This is a genomic window from Ottowia cancrivicina, assembly GCF_029813755.1.
Lineage (GTDB): Bacteria > Pseudomonadota > Gammaproteobacteria > Burkholderiales > Burkholderiaceae_C > Ottowia > Ottowia massiliensis.
Window position 1 is genome coordinate 18,325 of sequence record NZ_JARVII010000015.1, and the last position, 18,559, is coordinate 36,883.

Annotated in this window: 15 protein-coding genes; 2 read left to right on the plus strand and 13 right to left on the minus strand. The window is 68.0% G+C overall.

Annotated elements, in window-relative coordinates; translation table 11 throughout:
* Positions 1 to 120 precede the first annotated feature (120 nt).
* The 13 genes from ftsA to mraZ form a co-directional block, all read right to left on the minus strand.
* Entirely contained in the window at positions 121 to 1,350 is a 1,230-nt protein-coding gene (ftsA, locus tag QB898_RS08205) for a cell division protein FtsA (protein ID WP_050714895.1), read from the minus strand.
* Between the two features lie 32 nt (positions 1,351 to 1,382).
* Positions 1,383 to 2,216, minus strand: a complete 834-nt coding sequence (locus QB898_RS08210; RefSeq protein WP_279524546.1) for a cell division protein FtsQ/DivIB — start codon at positions 2,214 to 2,216, stop codon at positions 1,383 to 1,385.
* Complete coding sequence (locus tag QB898_RS08215; protein WP_102284577.1) at positions 2,213 to 3,181, minus strand: D-alanine--D-alanine ligase; 969 nt, start codon at positions 3,179 to 3,181, stop codon at positions 2,213 to 2,215. The genes QB898_RS08210 and QB898_RS08215 overlap by 4 nt, the downstream gene beginning before the upstream one ends.
* A gap of 22 nt (positions 3,182 to 3,203) precedes the next feature.
* The gene (murC, locus tag QB898_RS08220) at positions 3,204 to 4,622 is read right to left on the minus strand and encodes a UDP-N-acetylmuramate--L-alanine ligase (protein WP_279524547.1); all 1,419 of its coding nucleotides are present in this window, start codon (positions 4,620 to 4,622) and stop codon (positions 3,204 to 3,206) included.
* Positions 4,623 to 4,881: 259 nt separating this feature from the next.
* A complete protein-coding gene (gene murG, locus QB898_RS08225) occupies positions 4,882 to 5,976 on the minus strand; it encodes an undecaprenyldiphospho-muramoylpentapeptide beta-N-acetylglucosaminyltransferase (protein WP_279524548.1) in 1,095 nt (364 codons plus the stop codon).
* A complete protein-coding gene (ftsW, locus tag QB898_RS08230) occupies positions 5,973 to 7,241 on the minus strand; it encodes a putative lipid II flippase FtsW (RefSeq protein ID WP_279524549.1) in 1,269 nt (422 codons plus the stop codon). The genes murG and ftsW overlap by 4 nt, the downstream gene beginning before the upstream one ends.
* Positions 7,238 to 8,743 (minus strand): UDP-N-acetylmuramoyl-L-alanine--D-glutamate ligase, encoded by a 1,506-nt coding sequence (murD, locus tag QB898_RS08235; protein ID WP_279524550.1) that lies wholly within the window; start codon positions 8,741 to 8,743, stop codon positions 7,238 to 7,240. Before murD ends, ftsW begins: the two co-directional genes overlap by 4 nt.
* 4 nt (positions 8,744 to 8,747) lie before the next feature.
* Positions 8,748 to 9,938 carry a phospho-N-acetylmuramoyl-pentapeptide-transferase gene (mraY, locus tag QB898_RS08240; RefSeq protein WP_279524551.1) on the minus strand — a complete coding sequence of 397 codons (1,191 nt, stop codon included), beginning with the start codon at positions 9,936 to 9,938 and terminating at the stop codon, positions 8,748 to 8,750.
* Positions 9,928 to 12,981 (minus strand): bifunctional UDP-N-acetylmuramoyl-L-alanyl-D-glutamate--2,6-diaminopimelate ligase MurE/UDP-N-acetylmuramoyl-tripeptide--D-alanyl-D-alanine ligase MurF, encoded by a 3,054-nt coding sequence (gene murF / locus QB898_RS08245; protein ID WP_279524552.1) that lies wholly within the window; start codon positions 12,979 to 12,981, stop codon positions 9,928 to 9,930. Before murF ends, mraY begins: the two co-directional genes overlap by 11 nt.
* Positions 12,981 to 14,702: a peptidoglycan D,D-transpeptidase FtsI family protein gene (locus QB898_RS08250; RefSeq protein ID WP_279524576.1), complete on the minus strand. Its 1,722-nt coding sequence runs from the start codon at positions 14,700 to 14,702 to the stop codon at positions 12,981 to 12,983. Before QB898_RS08250 ends, murF begins: the two co-directional genes overlap by 1 nt.
* A gap of 35 nt (positions 14,703 to 14,737) precedes the next feature.
* Positions 14,738 to 15,037 carry a cell division protein FtsL gene (gene ftsL, locus QB898_RS08255; protein WP_050714889.1) on the minus strand — a complete coding sequence of 100 codons (300 nt, stop codon included), beginning with the start codon at positions 15,035 to 15,037 and terminating at the stop codon, positions 14,738 to 14,740.
* Positions 15,034 to 15,960, minus strand: a complete 927-nt coding sequence (rsmH, locus tag QB898_RS08260; RefSeq protein ID WP_279524553.1) for a 16S rRNA (cytosine(1402)-N(4))-methyltransferase RsmH — start codon at positions 15,958 to 15,960, stop codon at positions 15,034 to 15,036. The genes ftsL and rsmH overlap by 4 nt, the downstream gene beginning before the upstream one ends.
* 10 nt (positions 15,961 to 15,970) lie before the next feature.
* Entirely contained in the window at positions 15,971 to 16,399 is a 429-nt protein-coding gene (gene mraZ / locus QB898_RS08265; RefSeq protein WP_050714887.1) for a division/cell wall cluster transcriptional repressor MraZ, read from the minus strand.
* Between the two features lie 395 nt (positions 16,400 to 16,794).
* On the opposite strand from mraZ, the gene QB898_RS08270 reads away from it, so the two are divergent.
* Both QB898_RS08270 and QB898_RS08275 read left to right on the plus strand, forming a co-directional pair.
* A complete protein-coding gene (locus QB898_RS08270; RefSeq protein WP_279524554.1) occupies positions 16,795 to 17,937 on the plus strand; it encodes a deoxyguanosinetriphosphate triphosphohydrolase in 1,143 nt (380 codons plus the stop codon).
* 366 nt (positions 17,938 to 18,303) lie between these two features.
* Positions 18,304 to 18,552: a lipopolysaccharide assembly protein LapA domain-containing protein gene (locus tag QB898_RS08275; RefSeq protein WP_346429804.1), complete on the plus strand. Its 249-nt coding sequence runs from the start codon at positions 18,304 to 18,306 to the stop codon at positions 18,550 to 18,552.
* Positions 18,553 to 18,559 lie beyond the last annotated feature (7 nt).

Here is an 18,559-nt window from a genome sequence, read left to right on the forward strand (position 1 = left end):
TTTATTTGGTTTTCTGTGCTGTCACAGAGGGAAAGTCAATGAAATCTTTTGCTACAACCCCGGATGATCCGGAGAATGAATAAACCAAGGCATTATTTTGCAGGAAATATGGCGCTCATGTCATAGATTCCCTATAAAAAAGTCCCTGATACGGCTGAACATCAATTTGATGCCGCCCGCTTCTGCGGCTTTGAAGCCACGCATGCGCGCCAGGCGCGCTTCTTCCAGCAAACCCATGACCGTGGCCACCCGAGGGTGCGCCAGCATGTCGGACATTTCCTGCGCGCGCCTGGGCACGGCCACGCGCACGGGTTTGAGAAAAATGTCTTCGCCCAGATCAACCATGCCCGGCATGGAGGCGCTGCCGCCTGTCAGCACGATGCCTGCGGATTGCATCTGCTCTTCCAGGCCGGACTCGTGAATGACTTGCTGCACGAGGGAGAAGATTTCAACCACGCGCGGCTCGATCACGCCCGCCAGCGCCTGCTTGCTGATCTGGCGCAAGTCTTGCTCGCCCATGCCGCTCACGTCCACATCCACTTCGCGGGGCGCCAGCATCTGCTTGGCCACGCCATGCTCCACCTTGGTGTGCTCGGCGTTTTCCATGGTGGTGTGCAGGCCGATGGCGATGTCGCTGGTCATCAGCTCGCCCGCAATGGGAATGACGGCCGTGTGGCGTATGGCGCCGCCAAAGAAGATGGACACATCGGTCGTGCCCGCGCCAATGTCCACGCAGACGGCGCCCAGCTCGCGCTCGTCGTCCGTCAGAACGGCCAGGCCCGAAGCCAGCGGGTTGAGCATGATCTGGTCCACCTCCAGGCCGCAGCGGCGCACGCACTTGAGCACGTTTTCGGCCGCGCTTTGCGCGCCGGTGACGATGTGCGCGCGCGTTTGCAGCCGTTTGCCGCTCATGCCCACGGGTTCGCGCACCAGATTGCCGTCGATGATGAATTCCTGCGGTTCCACCAGCAGCAGGCGCTGGTCGGCCGCCGTGTTGACGGTCTTGGCCGAATCCACCGCGCGCGCCACGTCTTGCACGGTGACTTCCTTGCCCTTGACCATCACCATGCCGCTGGTGTTGAGGCTGCGGATATGGCTGCCTGTCAGGCCCGTGTGAACGCGGCTGATGTTGCAGCCCGCCGTCTGCTCGGCCTCCTTGATGGCTTGGTCAATGCTGCCTACCGTGGCTTCAATGTCCACCACCACGCCGCGCTTGATGCCCTTGCTGGCCGCTGTGCCCAGCCCTACCAGGCGCAGCTGGCCGTCGGGCTGCACTTCGCAAGTCACGGCCATGACTTTGGCGGTGCCTATGTCCAGGCCGGTGATCAGGTTCTTGTGTTCTTTCGCCATAACGTTTCTCTTGTGCGTCCTTTCTCCTGAAGTCAGGGCTGTGCGTGAGTGGTGCTGATGCCGTGCAGCCGCAAGGCGTAGCCGCCGGAGTGGCGCAAGTCCGCCGAGGCAATGGCTTGCGGCTGGCGCTGGTGGCGCGCCGCCACTTCGCCCGCCGTGGCCGCGAACTGCGCCAGGCGCGTGGCCAGCTCGTCCGCCGTGCCGCCGCCCAGCTCCAACGTGGCGTTCTGGTTCAGGCGGGCGCGCCAGTTGCCGCGCTCAAGCAAGGTCAGCTCCTGCATGCGCAGGCCAAGAGGCGCGAGCAGGGGCGCCAGCCGCTGATACATGGCCAGCACTTCGGCCGCCTGATCCGGCGGCCCATCCAGCCGGGGCATGGAAGACATGGATCCGGATGCAGCCGTTTCGCTTTCCGGCGCCAGACCGTCAGGATCGGCGCTGCCGTCGTCGTCTCCATCCTGCCCGTCAAAGATTTCGCCTTGGGCATTGAGCAGCTGCTTGCCCTCTTCTCCCCAGTAGGCCACGGGCACGTGCTCCTGCAAGGTCACGTGCAGCAGATTCGGGAACTCCCGCCGCACCACGGCCCGCCGCACCCAGGGGGCGGATTCAAAAGCCGCTTGCGCCTGCGCCATTTGCAGGGTGATGAAGTTGCCCTGCAGCAGCGGCACGATGTTGGCTTGCAGGCTGCTTGCGCTGTTGTGCTCCACATCGCCATCCACGGTGATTCGCCCTATGGCGAACACGGGCTGGCGCAGCGCCCACCATGCGGCAGCGGCCACGCACGCCAGCGCCACGCCGGCCAGCAGCAATCTGGCGGCGAAGTCCATCAGGCGCACGTCCCACGACGCCATGGCGGGCGCGCCGCTCATGCGCGGCCCTCCGCGTAGTCCAGCGTGGCCTCGGCCAGCAGGCGCAGGCACAAGTCCTCGTAGTCCAGGCCCGTGGCGCGGGCGGCCATGGGCGCGAGGGAGTGGCTGGTCATGCCGGGCGAGGTGTTGATCTCCAGCAGCCAGGGCTGGCGCGTGGCGCGGTCAATCATTACGTCCAGCCGCCCCCAGCCACGGCAGCCGATCACGCGATAGGCGCGCTCGGCCAGGGCATGCAGCCGGGCTTCTTCCTGCGGCGGCAGGCCGCTGGGCACGTGGTAGCGCGTGTCGTTGCTGAGGTATTTGTGCTCGTAGTCGTAGTTGCCGCCTGGCGCTTCAATGCGCACGGTGGCTTGTGCTTGCGCCGTCTCGCCCGCGCCCAGCACCAGGCAAGTCACTTCCTCGCCGTCTATGAACTGCTCGCACAGCACGTCGGCGTCCAGGCGGGCAGCGGCTTCAACGGCGGCGGCCAGCTCGCCGGCCTGCATGACTTTGGTCAGCCCCAGCGAAGAGCCTTCGCGTGCGGGCTTGACGATGAGCGGCAGCCCCAGCGTCTGCACCACCTCTTGCAACTTCTGCGGGGCATGGCCGCCCTGGCGCAAAAAGACGTGGCGCGGCGTGGGCAGCCCTTCGGCCAGCCACACGCGCTTGGTCATGATTTTGTCGATGGCAATGCTGCAAGCCTGCACGCCCGCGCCGGTGTAGGGCAGGCCCAGCAGCTCCAGCGCACCCTGCACGGTGCCGTCTTCGCCGTAGCGGCCATGCAAGGCGATGAAGCAGCGGGCAAAGCCTTCGCGCCGCAGCTCGCCCAAGTCGCGCTCTGCGGGGTCGAAAGGGTGGGCGTCCACACCGCGCGCGCGCAGCGCCTGCAAAACGCCCTGTCCCGATTGCAACGAGATTTCGCGCTCCGACGAGCGCCCGCCCATGAGAACGGCCACTTTGCCAAACGGCTTGTCTTGCACGGTCATGCTGTTTTCTTTCAATGAATCATCAGGCTGCGATTTTGATAGCAGGCCGGGCCTGTTCCACCACTTTGGCGGGCACGCTGCCGATGGAACCCGCGCCCATGCACATCACCACGTCGCCCGCGCGCGCGTGGGTCAGGATGGCTTGCGGCATGTCGGCAATGTCGTCCACGAACACCGGCTCCACCTGGCCTGCCACGCGCAGCGCGCGCGCCAGCGTGCGGCCATCGGCGTGGGCCACAGGCTCTTCGCCGGCGGCGTACACCTCGGCCAGCAGCACGGCGTCGGCGCTGCCGATGACTTTCACGAAATCCTCGAAGCAGTCGCGCGTGCGGCTGTAGCGGTGCGGCTGGAAGGCCAGCACCAGCCGCCGCCCCGGAAACGCGCCGCGCGCCGCCGCCAGCGTGGCCGCCATTTCCACGGGGTGGTGGCCGTAGTCGTCTATCAGCGTGAAGCGCCCGCCTCCGGCGGCCTGCACTTCGCCGTAGCGCTGGAAGCGCCGGCCCACGCCGTTGAATTCGGCCAGGGCTTTTTGCACGGCCGCGTCAGGCAGGTTCAGCTCGGTGGCAATGGCAATGGCGGCCAGCGCGTTGAGCACGTTGTGCTCGCCCGCCAGATTGAGCGTGACGGGCATGTCCGGCAGGCGTATGCCATTGGCGCGCTGCACCGTGAACTGCATCTGGCCGCCAGCGGCGCGCACGTCCACGGCGCGCACTTGCGCATCCTGGCCAAAGCCGTAGGTCGTCACGGGGCAGTTCACCTCTTGCAGGATTTCGCGCACCGCCGGGCTTTCCACGCACAGCACGGCCACGCCGTAAAAGGGCATGCGGTGCAGGAAGTCGACAAAGGCTTTTTTCAGCCGCGCGAAGTCGTGGCCGTAGGTTTCCATGTGGTCGGCGTCGATGTTGGTGACGGCCGCCATCACGGGCATGAGGTTGAGAAACGACGCGTCCGATTCATCCGCCTCGGCCACGATGTATTCGCCCGCGCCCAGCCGCGCATTGACGCCGGCGCTGTTGAGCCGCCCGCCAATCACGAACGTAGGGTCCAGCCCCGCCTCGGCCAGCACGCTGGCCACCAGGCTGGTGGTGGTGGTTTTGCCGTGCGTGCCCGCAATGGCGATGCCCTTGCGCAGGCGCATCAGCTCGGCCAGCATCACGGCGCGCGGCACCACGGGAATGCGCTTTTCGCGCGCGGCCAGCACCTCCGGGTTGTCGGGCTTGACGGCGGTGGAAGTCACCACGGCGTCAGCGCCCTCGATGTGCGCGGCCTCGTGTCCCACGAAGGCGCGTATGCCCAGCTGCTGCAAGCGCCGCAGCGTGGCGCTGTCGGCCAGGTCCGAGCCGCTGATGACGTAGCCCAGGTTGTGCAGCACTTCGGCGATGCCGCTCATGCCGGCGCCGCCCATGCCGACGAAGTGAATGCGGCGTATGGCTTGTTTCATGGTGTCAGGTCTTTCACGATGTCCAGGGCCTCTGTCTGCGCGTCTGCACAACTGGATAATTCGCTTCTTTTTCCATAGCTTGATGTCCTAGTGAAACGTGCGCAGCAGGCGTTTTTCGATGCCTTTGATTTGCTCCTGATTTCGGAGTAACTTGATGGAATGGCGCAGGCGTGCCTTCCAGCCTGCTCCGGCCCGTCCGGCCTGATGGAACGAGGGCCTTGCGCTCTCATCCTGGCAGCAAGGGGCAAGACTGGGGCGTTCATGGCTGGCGCAGCTCCTGGCAGGCGTCGGCCACGGCCTGCGCCGCGCCGGTTTTCTGTTTCTCCCGGGCCGCCTGCGCCTGCTTGAGCAGCGCACTGCGGCTGGCGCTGCCCAGCAGGCGCGCGAGCTTTTGCGGCGTGAGATCGGCCTGCTGAATCAGCTGGCCCGCGCCGGCATCGGTCAGAAAGCGCGCGTTGGCGCTCTGGTGGTCATCCACGGCGTAGGGAAAAGGCACGAACAGCGCGGCCGCGCCCACGGCGGCCAGCTCCGTCACCGTGGCCGCGCCCGCGCGGCAAATCACCCAGTCGGCATCGGCAAACGCCTGCGCCATGTCGTCAATGAAGGGCACGGTTTCGGCCTGCACGCCAGCGGCGGCGTAGGCGGCCTTGAGCGCATCAATCTGCTTGGCGCCGCTTTGGTGCAGCACCTGCGGGCGCTCGCCTTCAGGCAGCAGGGCCAGCGCCTGCGGCACGATGTCATTGAGCGCCTTCGCGCCCAGGCTGCCGCCCACCACCAGCAGGCGCAGCGGGCCGCTGCGGCCCGCAAAGCGTTCGGCAGGCGGCGGCACTTGCAAAAAGGCCGATCGCAACGGGTTGCCCACCCATTCGCCGCGCGGCAGCGCGCCCGGAAAGGCGGTGAACACGCGCCGCGCCAGCCGCGCCAGCAGCCGGTTGGACAGGCCCGCCACCGAGTTCTGCTCGTGCAGCACCAGCGGCTTGCCGCACAAGGCGCCTGCCAGCGCGCCCGGCACGGTCACGTAGCCGCCCATGCCAATCAGCACGTCGGGCCGCACGCGGCGCACCACGGCACGCGCCTGGCGCAAGGCGCGCCACAGCCGCCAGGGCAGCGCCAGCAGCGCGCGCCAGCCCTTGCCGCGCACGCCGCCAAATTCAATGGCCTCAAAGGCAAAGCCGCGCGGCGGCGCCAGCTGCTCTTCCATGCTGCCGGGCGTGCCCAGCCAGTGCACGCGCCAGCCGCGCGCGCGCAGCTCTTCGGCCACGGCCAGGCCGGGAAAGATGTGGCCGCCGGTGCCGCCGGCCATCATCAGGGCGCAAGGCGGCGGGTTCTGGCTTGTCTGGTTTGCCTGGCTCATGCGCGTGCTCCATAGCCGTACATCAGCTGGCGGTTTTCCGCGTCCACGCGCAGCACGATGGCCAGCGCCACCAGATTGACCACCAGCGCCGAGCCGCCGTAGCTCATGAGCGGCAGCGTCAGCCCCTTGGTGGGCAGCGCGCCCAGATTCACGCCGATGTGAATGAACGCCTGAAAGCCCAGCCACAGGCCGATGCCCTGCGCCACCAACCCCGAATACACGCGGTCAATGGCGATGGCCTGCCGCCCGATGAGCAGGATGCGGCGCGTCAGCCACATGAAGGCCAGCGTCACGCACACCACGCCCGCCAGGCCCAGCTCTTCGCCGATGACGGCCAGCAGAAAGTCGGTGTACGGCTCGGGCAGCCAGTGCAGCTTTTCCACGCTTGCGCCCAGCCCCACGCCCCACAGCTCGCCGCGCCCCAGCGCGATGAGCGCCTGCGTGAGCTGGTAGCCCTTGTTGCGGGCGTTCTCCGGATCCCAGGGGTTCATGAAGGCCAGCATGCGGGCGCGCCGCATGTCCGAGAAGTACAGGATGAGCGCCATTACCGCCGCCGTGAGCGCCAGCACGATCAGGAAGATGCGCCAGTTCACCCCGCCCAGCCACAAAATGCCCAGCGCGATGATGGCGATCACGATGAAAGTGCCCATGTCCGGCTGCTTCATCAGCAAAATGCCCAGCAGGCCCACAATGCCCACCAGCGGAAACACCGTGCGCACGAAGCCATCGCCGCTCTCGATGCGCCGCACCATGTAGCCCGCCACGTAAAGCGGCGTGACGACTTTCAGCAGCTCCGCCGGCTGGAAAGTGAACACGCCAAAGTTGATCCAGCGCCGCGCGTTGTTGTAGACCACGCCCACGCCCGGCAGCAGCACGGCGATCAGCAGCGCCAGCATGGCCGCGAAAATCCAGGGCGAGGCCCGCTCCCACCACAGCATGGGCACCTGAAAGGCCAGCGCGGCGGCAATCAGGCCGATGACCATCCACTTGAGCTGCCCCAGCAGGAAGTTGTAGGGCGACAGGTGTGCAAAGCGCGGGCTGTCGGGCAGCGCGATGGTGGCCGAAAACACCATGACCAGCCCCAGCGCGAGCAGGCACGCGGCCACCCAGATCAGCGCCTGATCCATCTCCGGCACGCGCGTGGGCGTGCTGGCCACGCGCACGTATTGCGCGCCGCCAATGCGCACGGGCAAATCGTCCACCGCCGCACGGGCCGGGCGCGCGGCCCAGCCCGCGCCAAACAGGGATGCAAACCACTGCCTCACGGCGCGGCCTCCAGCAGCGCGCCCGCTTCGGCGGCCTGCGCCTGCACGGCTTGCGCGAAGGCTTCGGCGCGGTGCGCGTAGTCGCGGAACATGTCCATGCTGGCGCAGGCGGGCGAGAGCAGCACGGCGTCGCCCGGCTGCGCGGCGCGGCGGCACAGGGCCACGGCCTCGTCCATGCTGGCGGCCTCGTGCAGGCTGACGCCAGCGCCAGCCAGCGCCTGGCGGATTTGCGGCGCATCGCGCCCGATCAGCACCACCGCGCGGGCGCAGCGCGCCACGGGCGCGGCCAGCGGCGAAAAATCCTGCCCCTTGCCCAGCCCGCCCAGAATGACAACCAGCTTGCGGCCGGCCCCCAGCCCTTGCAGGGCCGCCACGGTGGCGCCCACGTTCGTGCCCTTGCTGTCGTCAAAGTATTCGACCCCGGCAAAGCAGCCTATGGATTGCACGCGGTGCGGCTCGCCCCGGTATTCGCGCAGGCCGTAGAGCATGGGCGCCAGCGGGCAGCCTGCCGCGTGCGCCAGCGCCAGCGCCGCCAGCGCGTTGAGCGCGTTGTGGCGGCCCTGAATGCGCAGGGCGTCTGCGGGCATGAGGCGCTGCAAGTGCAGCGCATCGTCCGCGCCTCTTGGGCCTTCGGCATCGTGCGCGCGCACCAACCAGGTCATGCCATGAACCGTTTCCAGCCCGTAATCGCCTGGCTGCGCGGGCAGGCCGCTGCCAAAAGTGATGACCGTGCGCGGCGCGGGCCGGGGCGCTCCTTTGATCGATCCTTTGGCTGTTTTCGCCGCCACGGGCGCGGGGCGCATGGCGGCCACCCATTCGTCATCGCGGTTGAGCACCATCGCGCCAGCTGCGCCAAACACGCGCGCCTTGGCCGCCGCGTAAGCCTGCATGCTGCCGTGCCAGTCCAGATGGTCTTGCGTGACGTTGAGCACGGTGGCCGCCGCCGGCTCGAAGGCATGCGCGGCGTCCAGCTGAAAGCTGGACAGCTCCAGCACCCAGACATCGGGCAGGGCATCGGCTTGCAGCCTTTCGGTGAGCGTGTCCAGCAGCGTGGGGCCGATGTTGCCGGCCACGGCCACTGTTTTGCCCGCGCGCTCTGCGAGCTGGCCCGTGAGCGCCGTCACGGTGGTCTTGCCATTGGTTCCCGTGATGGCGATGACGGCGGGCGCGTAGCCGCGCTGCGCCTTCAGATCAGCCAGCGCCTGGCTGAACAAGTCCAGCTCGCCCGCCACGGTCACGCCGCGCCGCGCCGCTTCGTCCAGCACGGGCTGCAACTGGGCCGGGGCCAGGCCGGGGCTGCGCAGCACGCAAGTCACGGTTTCATCCACCAGGCTGGCGGTCAGTGCGCCGCCCGCAAAGCGCACGCCTTCAGGCAGGCTGGCGCGCTGCGGCGGAGCCTCGCGCGTGTCGGCCACCGTCACCTGGTCGCCCTGGCGCAAGCGCCAGCGCGCCATCGCCAGCCCCGAAAGGCCCAGACCCAGAATCAGCACGTGTGCGCCCATCGCCTTACCTCAGCTTCAGCGTTGCCAGCCCGGCCATGCACAGCAGCATGGTGATGATCCAGAAGCGGATGACCACTTGCGTTTCGGCCCAGCCCTGTTTTTCAAAGTGATGGTGCAGCGGCGCCATCTTCAGCAGCCGCCGGCCTTCGCCGTAGCGGCGTTTGGTGTATTTGAAATAGGCCACTTGCGCGACGACCGACAGCACCTCGGCCACGAACACGCCGCCCATGATGGCCAGCACGATTTCCTGGCGCACCACCACGGCCACCGCGCCCAGCGCGCCGCCCAGCGCCAGCGCGCCCACATCGCCCATGAACACGCGCGCCGGCGGCGCGTTGAACCACAAAAAGGCCAGGCCCGCGCCCATCATGGCGGCGCAAAACACCAGCACTTCTCCCGCGCCGGGAATGAAGGGAAACAGCAGGTATTTCGAGAACACCGCGCTGCCGCTCACGTAGGCGAAGATGCCCAGCGAGGAGCCGACCATGATGACCGGCATGATGGCCAGCCCGTCCAGCCCGTCGGTGAAGTTCACGGCGTTGCTGGAGCCGACGATGACGCAAAAGCTCAGCGCCACAAAACCCAGCACGCCCGCCGGGTAGCCGATTTCCTTGAAAAACGGCACCAGCAGCGTCAGCCGCGCGGCGTTTTCGGGCGCGAAATCCAGCGGCAGACCCGCCGCCACCCATTGCGTGAACAGCGCCCAGGCTTCCTGCGTGGAATTGCCCAGCAGGCTGAAGGCCAGCAGCAGCACGGCCAGCAGGCCCACCAGCGTTTGCCACATGAATTTCTCGCGCGAGCGCATGCCCTCCGGGTCTTTGCGCACCACCTTGCGCCAGTCGTCCACCCAGCCGATGGCGCCAAAGCCAAAAGTCACCAGCAGCACGATCCACACGAAGCGGTTGGAGAGGTCAAACCACAGCAGCGTGGCCACCGCAATGGCCAGCAGCACCAGCACGCCGCCCATCGTGGGCGTGCCGTTTTTGGCCAGGTGCGTCTGCATGGCGTAAGTGCGCACGGGCTGGCCGATCTTCAGCTCCGTCAGGCGGCGGATGACCCAGGGGCCAAAGGCAATGCCGATCAGCAGCGCCGTCATGGCGGCCATGACGGCGCGAAAGGTGATGTATTGAAAGATGCGCAGAAAGCCCCACTCGGGCATCACGCCTTGCAGCCACGCGGCCAGATTAAGCAGCACCGCTTGCTCCTTGTTGTTCCAGTGTCCGCACGAGCCGCTCCATCTGCATGAAGCGCGAACCCTTGACGGCGATGCAGCCCGCTTGCGGCAGCAGCGCCAGCGCCGCCGCTTGCAGGGCATCCATGTTTTCAAAATGACGGCCGCCCGCGCCAAAGGCCCGCACGGCGTGCGGCGTCAGCCCGCCCAGCGCCAGCAAATGCGTGACGCCCCGGCTGCGGGCATACGCGCCCGCTTCGGCATGAAAAGCCGCGCCCTGGCGGCCCACCTCGCCCATGTCGCCCAGCGCCAGCACGCGCGGGGCGGGCATGCCCGCCAGCACGTCAATGAGCGCCAGCACGGAATCGGGGTTGGCGTTGTAGGTGTCGTCAATCAGCGTGACGGCGCGGCCTGCCACGTGCAGCAGCGCCGCGCGCGAGCGGCCCGCCACGGGGCGAAAGGCTGTCAGCCCTGCCGCCATCGCCTCAACCGGCGCGCCCGCCGCCACGGCGCAGGCCAGCGCGGCCAGCGCGTTGAGCAGGTTGTGGCGGCCTGCGGCGTGCAGGCTGAAAGCCACTTCGCCCACGGGCGTGACGGCGCTGGCGCGCCAGCTTTCGCCTTGCCAGAGCGCCTCGCGCGCGAACACGCCCGCGCCTGCGGCCTGCTCTCCAAATGAAAGCAGGCGGTGCGGCCCCGCAAGCGATGCCCACAGCTTTTCATGGGCATCGCCCGCCGGAAAAATGGCCGTGCCGCCTGTTTGCAGGCAGCCAAAGACACTGCCGTTTTCCCGCGCCACGGCTTCCACGCCCGGCATGAATTCCTGGTGCTCGCGCTGCGCGTTGTTCACCAGCGCCACGGCAGGCGCGGCCATGCGGGCCAGCACGGCGATTTCGCCGGGGTGGTTCATGCCCAGCTCCACCACGGCCACGCGGTGTGCGGGGCGCAGGCGCAGCAGGGTCAGCGGCACGCCCACGTCGTTGTTCAGGTTGCCTTGCGTGGCCAGCGCGGCGCTGCCGTGCCAGGCGCGGAAGATGGCGGCCAGCATTTGCGTGACCGTGGTTTTGCCGTTGCTGCCCGTCACGGCCACCAGCGGCCCGGCAAAGCAGCGGCGGCGCCAGCCAGCGGCCATTTGCCCCAGCGCGCGGCGGGCATCGGGCGCGGCTAGGCCGGGCAGGCCGCTGGCTTGCAGCTGCGGCCAGCTGGCGGTATCCACCAGCGCGCAGGCCGCGCCTTTGCGCGCGGCTTCGGGCAGAAAGTCAGCGGCGTTGAAGCGCTCGCCGCGCAGCGCCACGAACAAGTCGCCCGGCGCGAGCGTGCGCGTGTCGGTATGCACGCGGGCCACGGGCGTGGCCGCATCGCCTGCCAGCTGCGCGCCTTCCACCCATTGCGCCACTTCGCCCAGCGTCAGGCCCATGTCTTGCGCCGCCGGGTCGTTGTCAGAGGTTGGTTTGCTATTGCTTTGATAGCTGAAAGTCCCCGTATTCAAAGGACCTGCGCCGGTTTTGGCTCTGTTTCGGGCCAAGGCGCGGCGGGCTTCGGCCTGATCCGAGAAAGGGCGGCGCTCACCCTTGATTTCCTGATAGTCCTCATGGCCCTTGCCGGCGATCAGCACCACGTCCGCCGGCTGGGCCGCCTGCAAGGCCAGGGCGATGGCGCGGGCGCGGTCAGGCTCGGCGCGCGGCTGGCTGCCGGGCGGCAGACCGCGCAGCACGTCGGCCATGATGGCTTGCGGGTCTTCGCCGCGCGGGTTGTCGCTGGTGACGAGCACTTCATCGGCCAGCCGCGCGGCGGCCGCGCCCATCAGCGGGCGCTTGCTTTTGTCGCGGTTGCCGCCGCAGCCGAACACGGCCCAGAGCCGCCCGCCGCGCGCAGCCGCCAGCGGGCGCAAGGCTTGCAGGGCTTTTTCCAGCGCGTCGGGCGTGTGGGCGTAGTCCACCACGGCCAGCGGCTGGCCGGCCGCGGCAATTTGCTCCATGCGGCCCGGCACGGCGGGCAGGCGGCTGCACGCACGCGCGGCGGCGGCCAGCGGCACGCCCAGCGCGCGCATGGCGGCCATCACGCCCAGCACATTGCTGACGTTGTAGGCGCCCACCAGCTCTGTTTGCAGCGCGCGGGGCGCGCTGCCTGCTTCATGCACGGTGAAGGCCAGCCCTTGCGGGCGCTGCTCCAGTCCGCTGGCCCACAGGCGCGCGCCTGCGGCGGGCGCTGCGCCGCCCTGGCACAGCGCGTAGCCCCACACGTCCACGCCGCGCTGGCCGGTGGCTTCGGCCAGCGCGGGGCCTTGCGGGTCGTCCAGGTTGATGACGGCCGCTTGCAGGCCGGGCCAGGCAAACAGCGCGGCCTTGGCCTGCCAGTAAGCCTGCATGCTGCCGTGCCAGTCCAGATGGTCTTGCGTGAAGTTGGTGAACACGGCCACGCGCACGGCCAGCCCGGCCATGCGGCGCTCGGCCAGGCCGATGGAAGAGGCCTCCATCGCGCACGAGCGCGCGCCTTCGTCCAGCATGCGGCGCAGCCCGGCTTGCAGCTGCACGGGGTCGGGCGTGGTCAGGCCCGTGGCCTGCAAGCGGCCCGGCAGGCCCATGCCCAAAGTGCCCGCAAAGCCGCATGGATTCAGCGCAGGCAGCTCCTGATCTGATAGCAAACCGGGATGCGAGAGCGCCGCCGCCAGCCACCAGGCGCTGGAGGTTTTGCCATTGGTGCCCGTGATGGCGATGACGGGCATGCGCTGCGAAGGGTGGCCGTAGAACGCGGCGGCCACCATGCCGGCCTGCGCCTTCAGGCCGGGCAGGCAGGCCACGGGCGCGCCAGCGGGCAGGCCGGCCAGCGCGGCCTGCGCTTCTGCGGGCGAGGCGGGCGGCTCCATCAGGCAGGCCGCAGCGCCTTGCGCCAGCGCGGCGGCCATGAAGCGCCGCCCGTCGGCCGCTGCGCCGGGCCAGGCGATGAAGCCGTCTCCCGCCTGCACCTGGCGGCTGTCGGTGCGCAGCTGGCCGCGCACGCGCTGGCGCAGCCACTGGGCAGCTTCTTCGGGCGTGCGCAAGTGCGCAATGGGGGCGTCAGCCAGGGGCATCACATGGACTCCTCTGCCGCGTCGCTCACGATTTGCGGCTTGACTTTCAGGTCGGGCTGCACGCCCAGCGTACGCAGCGCCTGCTCGGTGACCAGGCTGAACAGGGGCGCGGCCACCAGGCCGCCGTAGTAGCCGCCGCTGCTTGGCTCGTCAATCATCACGACGATGACCAGCTTCGGGTCGCTGATGGGCGCCATGCCCACGAACCACGAGCGGTATTTGCCATCGCCATAAGAGCGGCCCACCAGCTTGCGGGCCGTGCCGGATTTGCCGCCCACGGAGTAGCTGTCGGTCTGCGCCTGCTGCCCCGTGCCGCCGGGGCCGGTGGCCATTTGCAGCATCTTGCGGATGGCGCCGGCCGTCTTGGCGGTGAACACCCGCGCGCCCTGCTCCAGCGGGTGGTTTTCGTCCACGCGGTTCAGGCGCAGGCGCGTGACATGCCCGTCTCCGGCAAAGGCCGAATAGGCGCGCGCCAGCTGCACCAGGGAGGCCGAGAGGCCGTAGCCGTAAGACATGGTGGCCTTTTCCGTGGGCCGCCACTGCTTCCAGGGGCGCAAGCGGCCCAGCGCCGCGCCCTTGAGGCCGATTTCGGGCCGCTGGCCGAAGCCCAGCGCGGTGTAGCTGTCCCACATTTGCTGGGGCTGGAGCTTTTGCGAAATCTTGAGCGAGCCGACGTTGCTGGACTTCTTGATCACGCCTTCCACCGTGAGCGTGCCGTAGTTGTGCACGTCGCGGATGGTGAAGCGGTCCAGCTGGTAGTAGCCGGGCGCGGTGTTGATGAGCGTCTGCGGCGTCACTTGCCCGGCGTCCAGCGCCATGGCCACCGTCACGGGCTTCATGCTGGAGCCAGGCTCGAACGCTTCGGCCAGCGCCATGTTGCGAAAGCGCTCCTGCCCGGCCTTTTTCCACTTCTCGCGGTTCGGCCACTCTTCCGGCTCGTAGCTGGGGTAATTGACCATGGCGATGATTTCGCCCGTCAGCGCATCCAGCGCCACCACGCTGCCGGCGCGCGCCTTGTGCTGCATGACGGCATCGCGCAGCTTGCGGTAGGCGTAGGCCTGGATGCGCGCGTCAATGGACAGATACACATCCTGCCCGTCCACCGGCGGCTCTTCTTCGCCCACCACCTCGATCACGTGGCCCAGCTGGTCACGGATGACGCGGCGCGAGCCGGGGCGGCCCGCCAGCTCCTTTTCATACAGGCGCTCGGCGCCTTCCAGCCCCACATTGCTGTCTCCCGCAAACCCCACCACGTGGGCGGCGGCAGCGCCTTCGGGGTATTTGCGGAAGAAGTCGCGCTGCACTTCCAGCCCCTTCATCTTGAGCGCGGCCACTTCGGCGGCCACCGAGGCGTCCAGATAGCGCTTCAGCCAGACGAAGTTCTTGCTCACGTCGTCGAGCTTGCGGTCCAGCTCGGCCCGCGGCACGTCCAGAATTTTTGCCAGCTGCGCGCGCTTGATGCCGTCTTCCTCGCGCACCTGGCGCGGGCGCACCGCCACGCTCACGGTCACGATGGAAGAGGCCAGGATTTGCCCATTGCGGTCCAGAATGCGCCCGCGCGTGGCAGGCAGGCTCATCGTGGTGACCAGGTGCACCTCGCCTTTTTGCTGGAGAAATTCCTTGCTCAGCACCTGCACATGAATGGCGCGCCCGACCAGCCCCAGAAAGACCAGGGCCAGGCCGGCCATGATGAAGCGGCTGCGCCACACGGGCGTTTTCATGTCCAGCAGCGGGCTTTGGGCGTAGCGGATGTCGTTCACGGCGCCTCCCCGCTTTGCGCCGCTGCGGGCGCAGCCTTGAGCTTCACGCGCTCCGTGATGGATGGCGTGGCCAGACGCATGCCCAGCCTCTGCATGGCCACCTCCTCCACGCGCAGGGAAGTGGCCAGCGCGCGCTTTTGCACTTCCAGCCGCGCCCGCTCCGAATCCAGGCGGCGCTCTTCGGCCATGGCCACATCCAGCTCGGCGAACAGGCGGCGCGCCTCGTGCTGCACGCGCACCATGTGCAGCGCGCTCATCACCACGGCCACCAGCAGGCAAAAAGCCAGTTTGTTCATGCCGCCTCCCCGCTCCAGGGCGCGGCCGTGCGCTCGGCCACGCGCAAGATGGCGCTGCGCGCGCGCGGATTGGCCGCCACCTCGCGCTCGCCGGGGCGCGTGCGGCCCAGCAGGCGCAAGGGCAGCGCCTGCGGCGCGGCAAACGGCGCGCGGCGGTCCACCACTTCACGCGAGTGGCGGGCCATGAACTGCTTGACGATGCGGTCTTCCAGCGAGTGAAAGCTGATGACGGCCAGCCGCCCGCCTTCGGCCAGCACGCCCAGGCTGGCCCGCAAGGCGGCGGCCAGATCGTCCAGCTCGCCATTGATGAAGATGCGTAGCGCCTGAAAGGTGCGCGTGGCCGGGTGCTGGCCCGGCTCGCGCGTTTTCACCGCGCCGGCCACCAGCTGCGCCAGCTCCGCCGTGCCCGTCAGCGGCTTTTGCTGGCGGCGCGCGGCGATGGCGCGGGCGATGGCGCGGGCAAAGCGCTCCTCGCCAAAGTCGCGGATGACGCGGGCGATGTCTTCTTCCGCCGCCTCGACCAGCCACTGGGCGGCGCTTGTGCCGCGCGTGGGGTCCATGCGCATGTCCAGCGGGCCATCGGCGCGCAAGGAAAAGCCGCGCGCCGGGTTGTCAATCTGCGGGGAACTCACGCCCAAATCCATCAGCACGCCGTCAACGCTGGCGGGCACCAGCGCGCCCAGCGCCGTAAAGCTCGCGTGGCGGAATTCAAAGCGCGCGTCGCCCATGCGCGCGGCCTCGTCCATCGCCTCCGGGTCCTTGTCAAAAGCAATCAGCCGCCCGGCAGGCCCCAGGCGCTCCAGAATGGCGCGGCTGTGCCCGCCCCGGCCAAAAGTGGCGTCCACATAGCAGCCTGCGGGGCGGGTGACGAGCGCGTCCACCGCCTCCGCCAGCAAAACCGTGGTGTGTGTCCAAGCCTGCACGCCAGCGCCCTCACAAGCAGATGTCCGCCAGCGCATCGGGCATGGGCGCCTGCATGCTCTGCGCCTCTTTGGCGCGGTAAGTGGCCCGGTCCCACAGCTCCAGATGGCTGAGCATGCCCAGCAAGATGGCCTCGCGCGAAATGCCCGCCGCCTCGCGCAGCTCCGGCGCAATCAGCACGCGGCCCGCGCCGTCCATCTCCACATCCACGGCATGGCCCAGATAAATGCGCTTCCACCACTGCGCCGACATGGGCAGCGCCGCCACGCGCTCGCGGAACTTCTCCCACTCGGGCCGGGGAAACAGCAGCAGGCAGCCTTCCGGATGGCGCGTGAGCGTGAGCTGGCTGCCGCAGCACTCGCGCAGGGCGTCACGATGCCGGGTCGGCATGGAAAGCCTCCCTTTGGCATCAAGAACGATGGACGACGGCCCCTGGAACAACGCGCACCCTTTCAAAAGGCCCGAAATCCAGTCAGAACACCACTTGCTGACTGCTTTTTGACCCCTTCAACCCACTTTTTTGCAAGGCCGGGAATGTAGCAAGGAAAGCCTTTTTCCGCCGATGGGAGCTACAAACTCTTTCAAAGGAATCAATGGTTTGGCTGTATTTGTGTTCAGGTGTTTTCAGGCCGTCCGGCGGGTACAGACCTGGCGGCAAAGCCTGAAATTCGCTCCTGTATCCATAGCGTGATGTCCTAGTGAAATCAGCGCAGGAGCTATTTTTACGCCTGTATATTTGCTCCTTTTTCTGATTGAAAAGCGGCAAAGTCCGCCAAGGCGTGCGCCACAATGTCCGCGCCGCCGGCCTTCCCGCCCCGGCCCTTTCCCGCTTTGCCATGACTTCATCTCTCGCCCCCTGGGCCAGCCGCCCCGGCCTCTCGCGCGGCAGGCGCTACCCGCAGCCGCCCGCGCCCACGCGCAGCGAGTTCCAGCGCGACCGCGACCGCATCGTTCACTCCTCGGCCTTCCGGCGGCTGGTTTACAAAACGCAGGTGTTCGTGAACCACGAAGGCGACATGTTCCGCACGCGCCTCACGCACAGCCTGGAAGTGGCGCAGCTGGCCCGCGCCATCGCCCGCGCGCTGAATCTGGAAGAAGACCTGGCGGAAGCCATCGCCCTCGCGCACGATCTGGGCCACACCCCTTTTGGCCACGCCGGGCAAGACGCGCTCAACGCCTGCATGGCCGCGCACGGCGGCTTTGAGCACAACCTGCAAAGCCTGCGCGTGGTCGATGTGCTGGAGCAGCGCTATCCCGATTACGACGGCCTGAACCTCTGCTTTGAAACCCGCGAAGGCATCCTCAAGCACTGCTCGCCATCCAACGCCCGCCGCATCGAACAGGCCGAGCCGGGCGGCGTGGCCCGCCGCTTTCTGGACGGCACGCAGCCCTCGCTGGAAGCGCAGCTGACCAACCTGGCCGACGAAATCGCCTACAACGCGCATGACCTGGACGACGGCGTGCGCTCCGGCCTGCTCACGCTGGAACAGGTGGCCGCCGAGCCGCTGGCGGCCCGCTTTCACGCCCAGGCGCTGGCCGAACACCCCAAGCTGCAAGGCCGCCGCCTGCTCTACGAAACCATTCGCCGCATGCTCAGCGAGCAGGTATACGACGTGATCCGCCACACCCGCGCCGCCCTGGCCGAAGCCGCCCCAGCCAGCGCCGACGCCGCACGCGCCGCCCCCGCGCCGCTGGTGCGCTTTGGCAGCGACATGCGCGCGCAATCCAGCGCGCTCAAACGCTTTCTCTTCGCCAACCTCTACCGCCACCCGCAAGTGGAAGCAACCATGCAGGCCGCCCGCCAGATCGTGCGGGAGCTGTTTGCCGCCTACTGCGCCGACCCCGCGCAGATGCCCGCCAGCTTCGCCGCCCGCGCGGAACGCGAGCGCGCCGTGGCCGATTTCATCGCCGGCATGACCGACCGCTTCGCCATCAGCGAGCACGAGCGCCTCACAGGCCGCCGGCTCATGCCCCGGTAGGCGCGGCAGGCTGCGCCCCAAAGCCCCGGCGCCAGCCCACGGCCCGCCAGCGAACGCCAAAAGGCGGATCGAAACGAGCCTGACGCAGGCTGCAGCAGCCCGGCGCTATTTCGCTCTTCTATCCATAGCATGAGGTCCTAGTGCATATTGCGCTGAAGGGCATATGCTGCCCCTCAAATTTGCTCCTGTTTTTAATTGGAAACAGTGCGCCAGCCCTCGATGACAACGGGCAGATGGAGGCCATCAGCAGCTGGCCCAGCGGCCATGCGCCCGCGCTTTTCGTCTGCGCTTTTTGCGCCCACGGTCAGGTTCTGAACAGCTTTTTAGAATCCCGCCTCTTTTCCCCGCCCGCCCCGTCTTTAGCCCATGCCCCAAGTTCTGAGGCCGCTCAAATGGCTGCTGAAAGCCGCGCTGTTTCTGCTTTTGTTCGCCTTTGCGCTCAACAACCAGCATGAAGCCGTTTTGCGTTTTGCCTTCGGGTTGTACTGGCAGGCTCCCATGGCGCTGATCGTGCTGCTGGCCTTTGCGGCGGGGCTGGCGGCGGGCGTGGCGGGCATGCTGCCCGCCTGGCGCAAGCGGCAGGCGGCAGGCGGCGGCAACGCGCGCCAGGAGTGAGAGGCGT

Excerpts from the sequence above, each read along its gene's own strand:
- ftsL (WP_050714889.1), bottom strand. The coding sequence starts at position 15,037 with ATGAACAAACTGGCTTTTTGCCTGCTGGTGGCCGTGGTGATGAGCGCG.
- QB898_RS08250 (WP_279524576.1), bottom strand. The coding sequence starts at position 14,702 with ATGAAAACGCCCGTGTGGCGCAGCCGCTTCATCATGGCCGGCCTGGCC.
- QB898_RS08275 (WP_346429804.1), top strand. The coding sequence starts at position 18,304 with ATGCCCCAAGTTCTGAGGCCGCTCAAATGGCTGCTGAAAGCCGCGCTG.
- murD (WP_279524550.1), bottom strand. The coding sequence starts at position 8,743 with ATGGGCGCACACGTGCTGATTCTGGGTCTGGGCCTTTCGGGGCTGGCG.
- QB898_RS08210 (WP_279524546.1), bottom strand. The coding sequence starts at position 2,216 with ATGAGCGGCGCGCCCGCCATGGCGTCGTGGGACGTGCGCCTGATGGAC.
- ftsA (WP_050714895.1), bottom strand. The coding sequence starts at position 1,350 with ATGGCGAAAGAACACAAGAACCTGATCACCGGCCTGGACATAGGCACC.
- murC (WP_279524547.1), bottom strand. The coding sequence starts at position 4,622 with ATGAAACAAGCCATACGCCGCATTCACTTCGTCGGCATGGGCGGCGCC.
- murF (WP_279524552.1), bottom strand. The coding sequence starts at position 12,981 with ATGCCCCTGGCTGACGCCCCCATTGCGCACTTGCGCACGCCCGAAGAA.
- murG (WP_279524548.1), bottom strand. The coding sequence starts at position 5,976 with ATGAGCCAGGCAAACCAGACAAGCCAGAACCCGCCGCCTTGCGCCCTG.
- QB898_RS08270 (WP_279524554.1), top strand. The coding sequence starts at position 16,795 with ATGACTTCATCTCTCGCCCCCTGGGCCAGCCGCCCCGGCCTCTCGCGC.
- QB898_RS08215 (WP_102284577.1), bottom strand. The coding sequence starts at position 3,181 with ATGACCGTGCAAGACAAGCCGTTTGGCAAAGTGGCCGTTCTCATGGGC.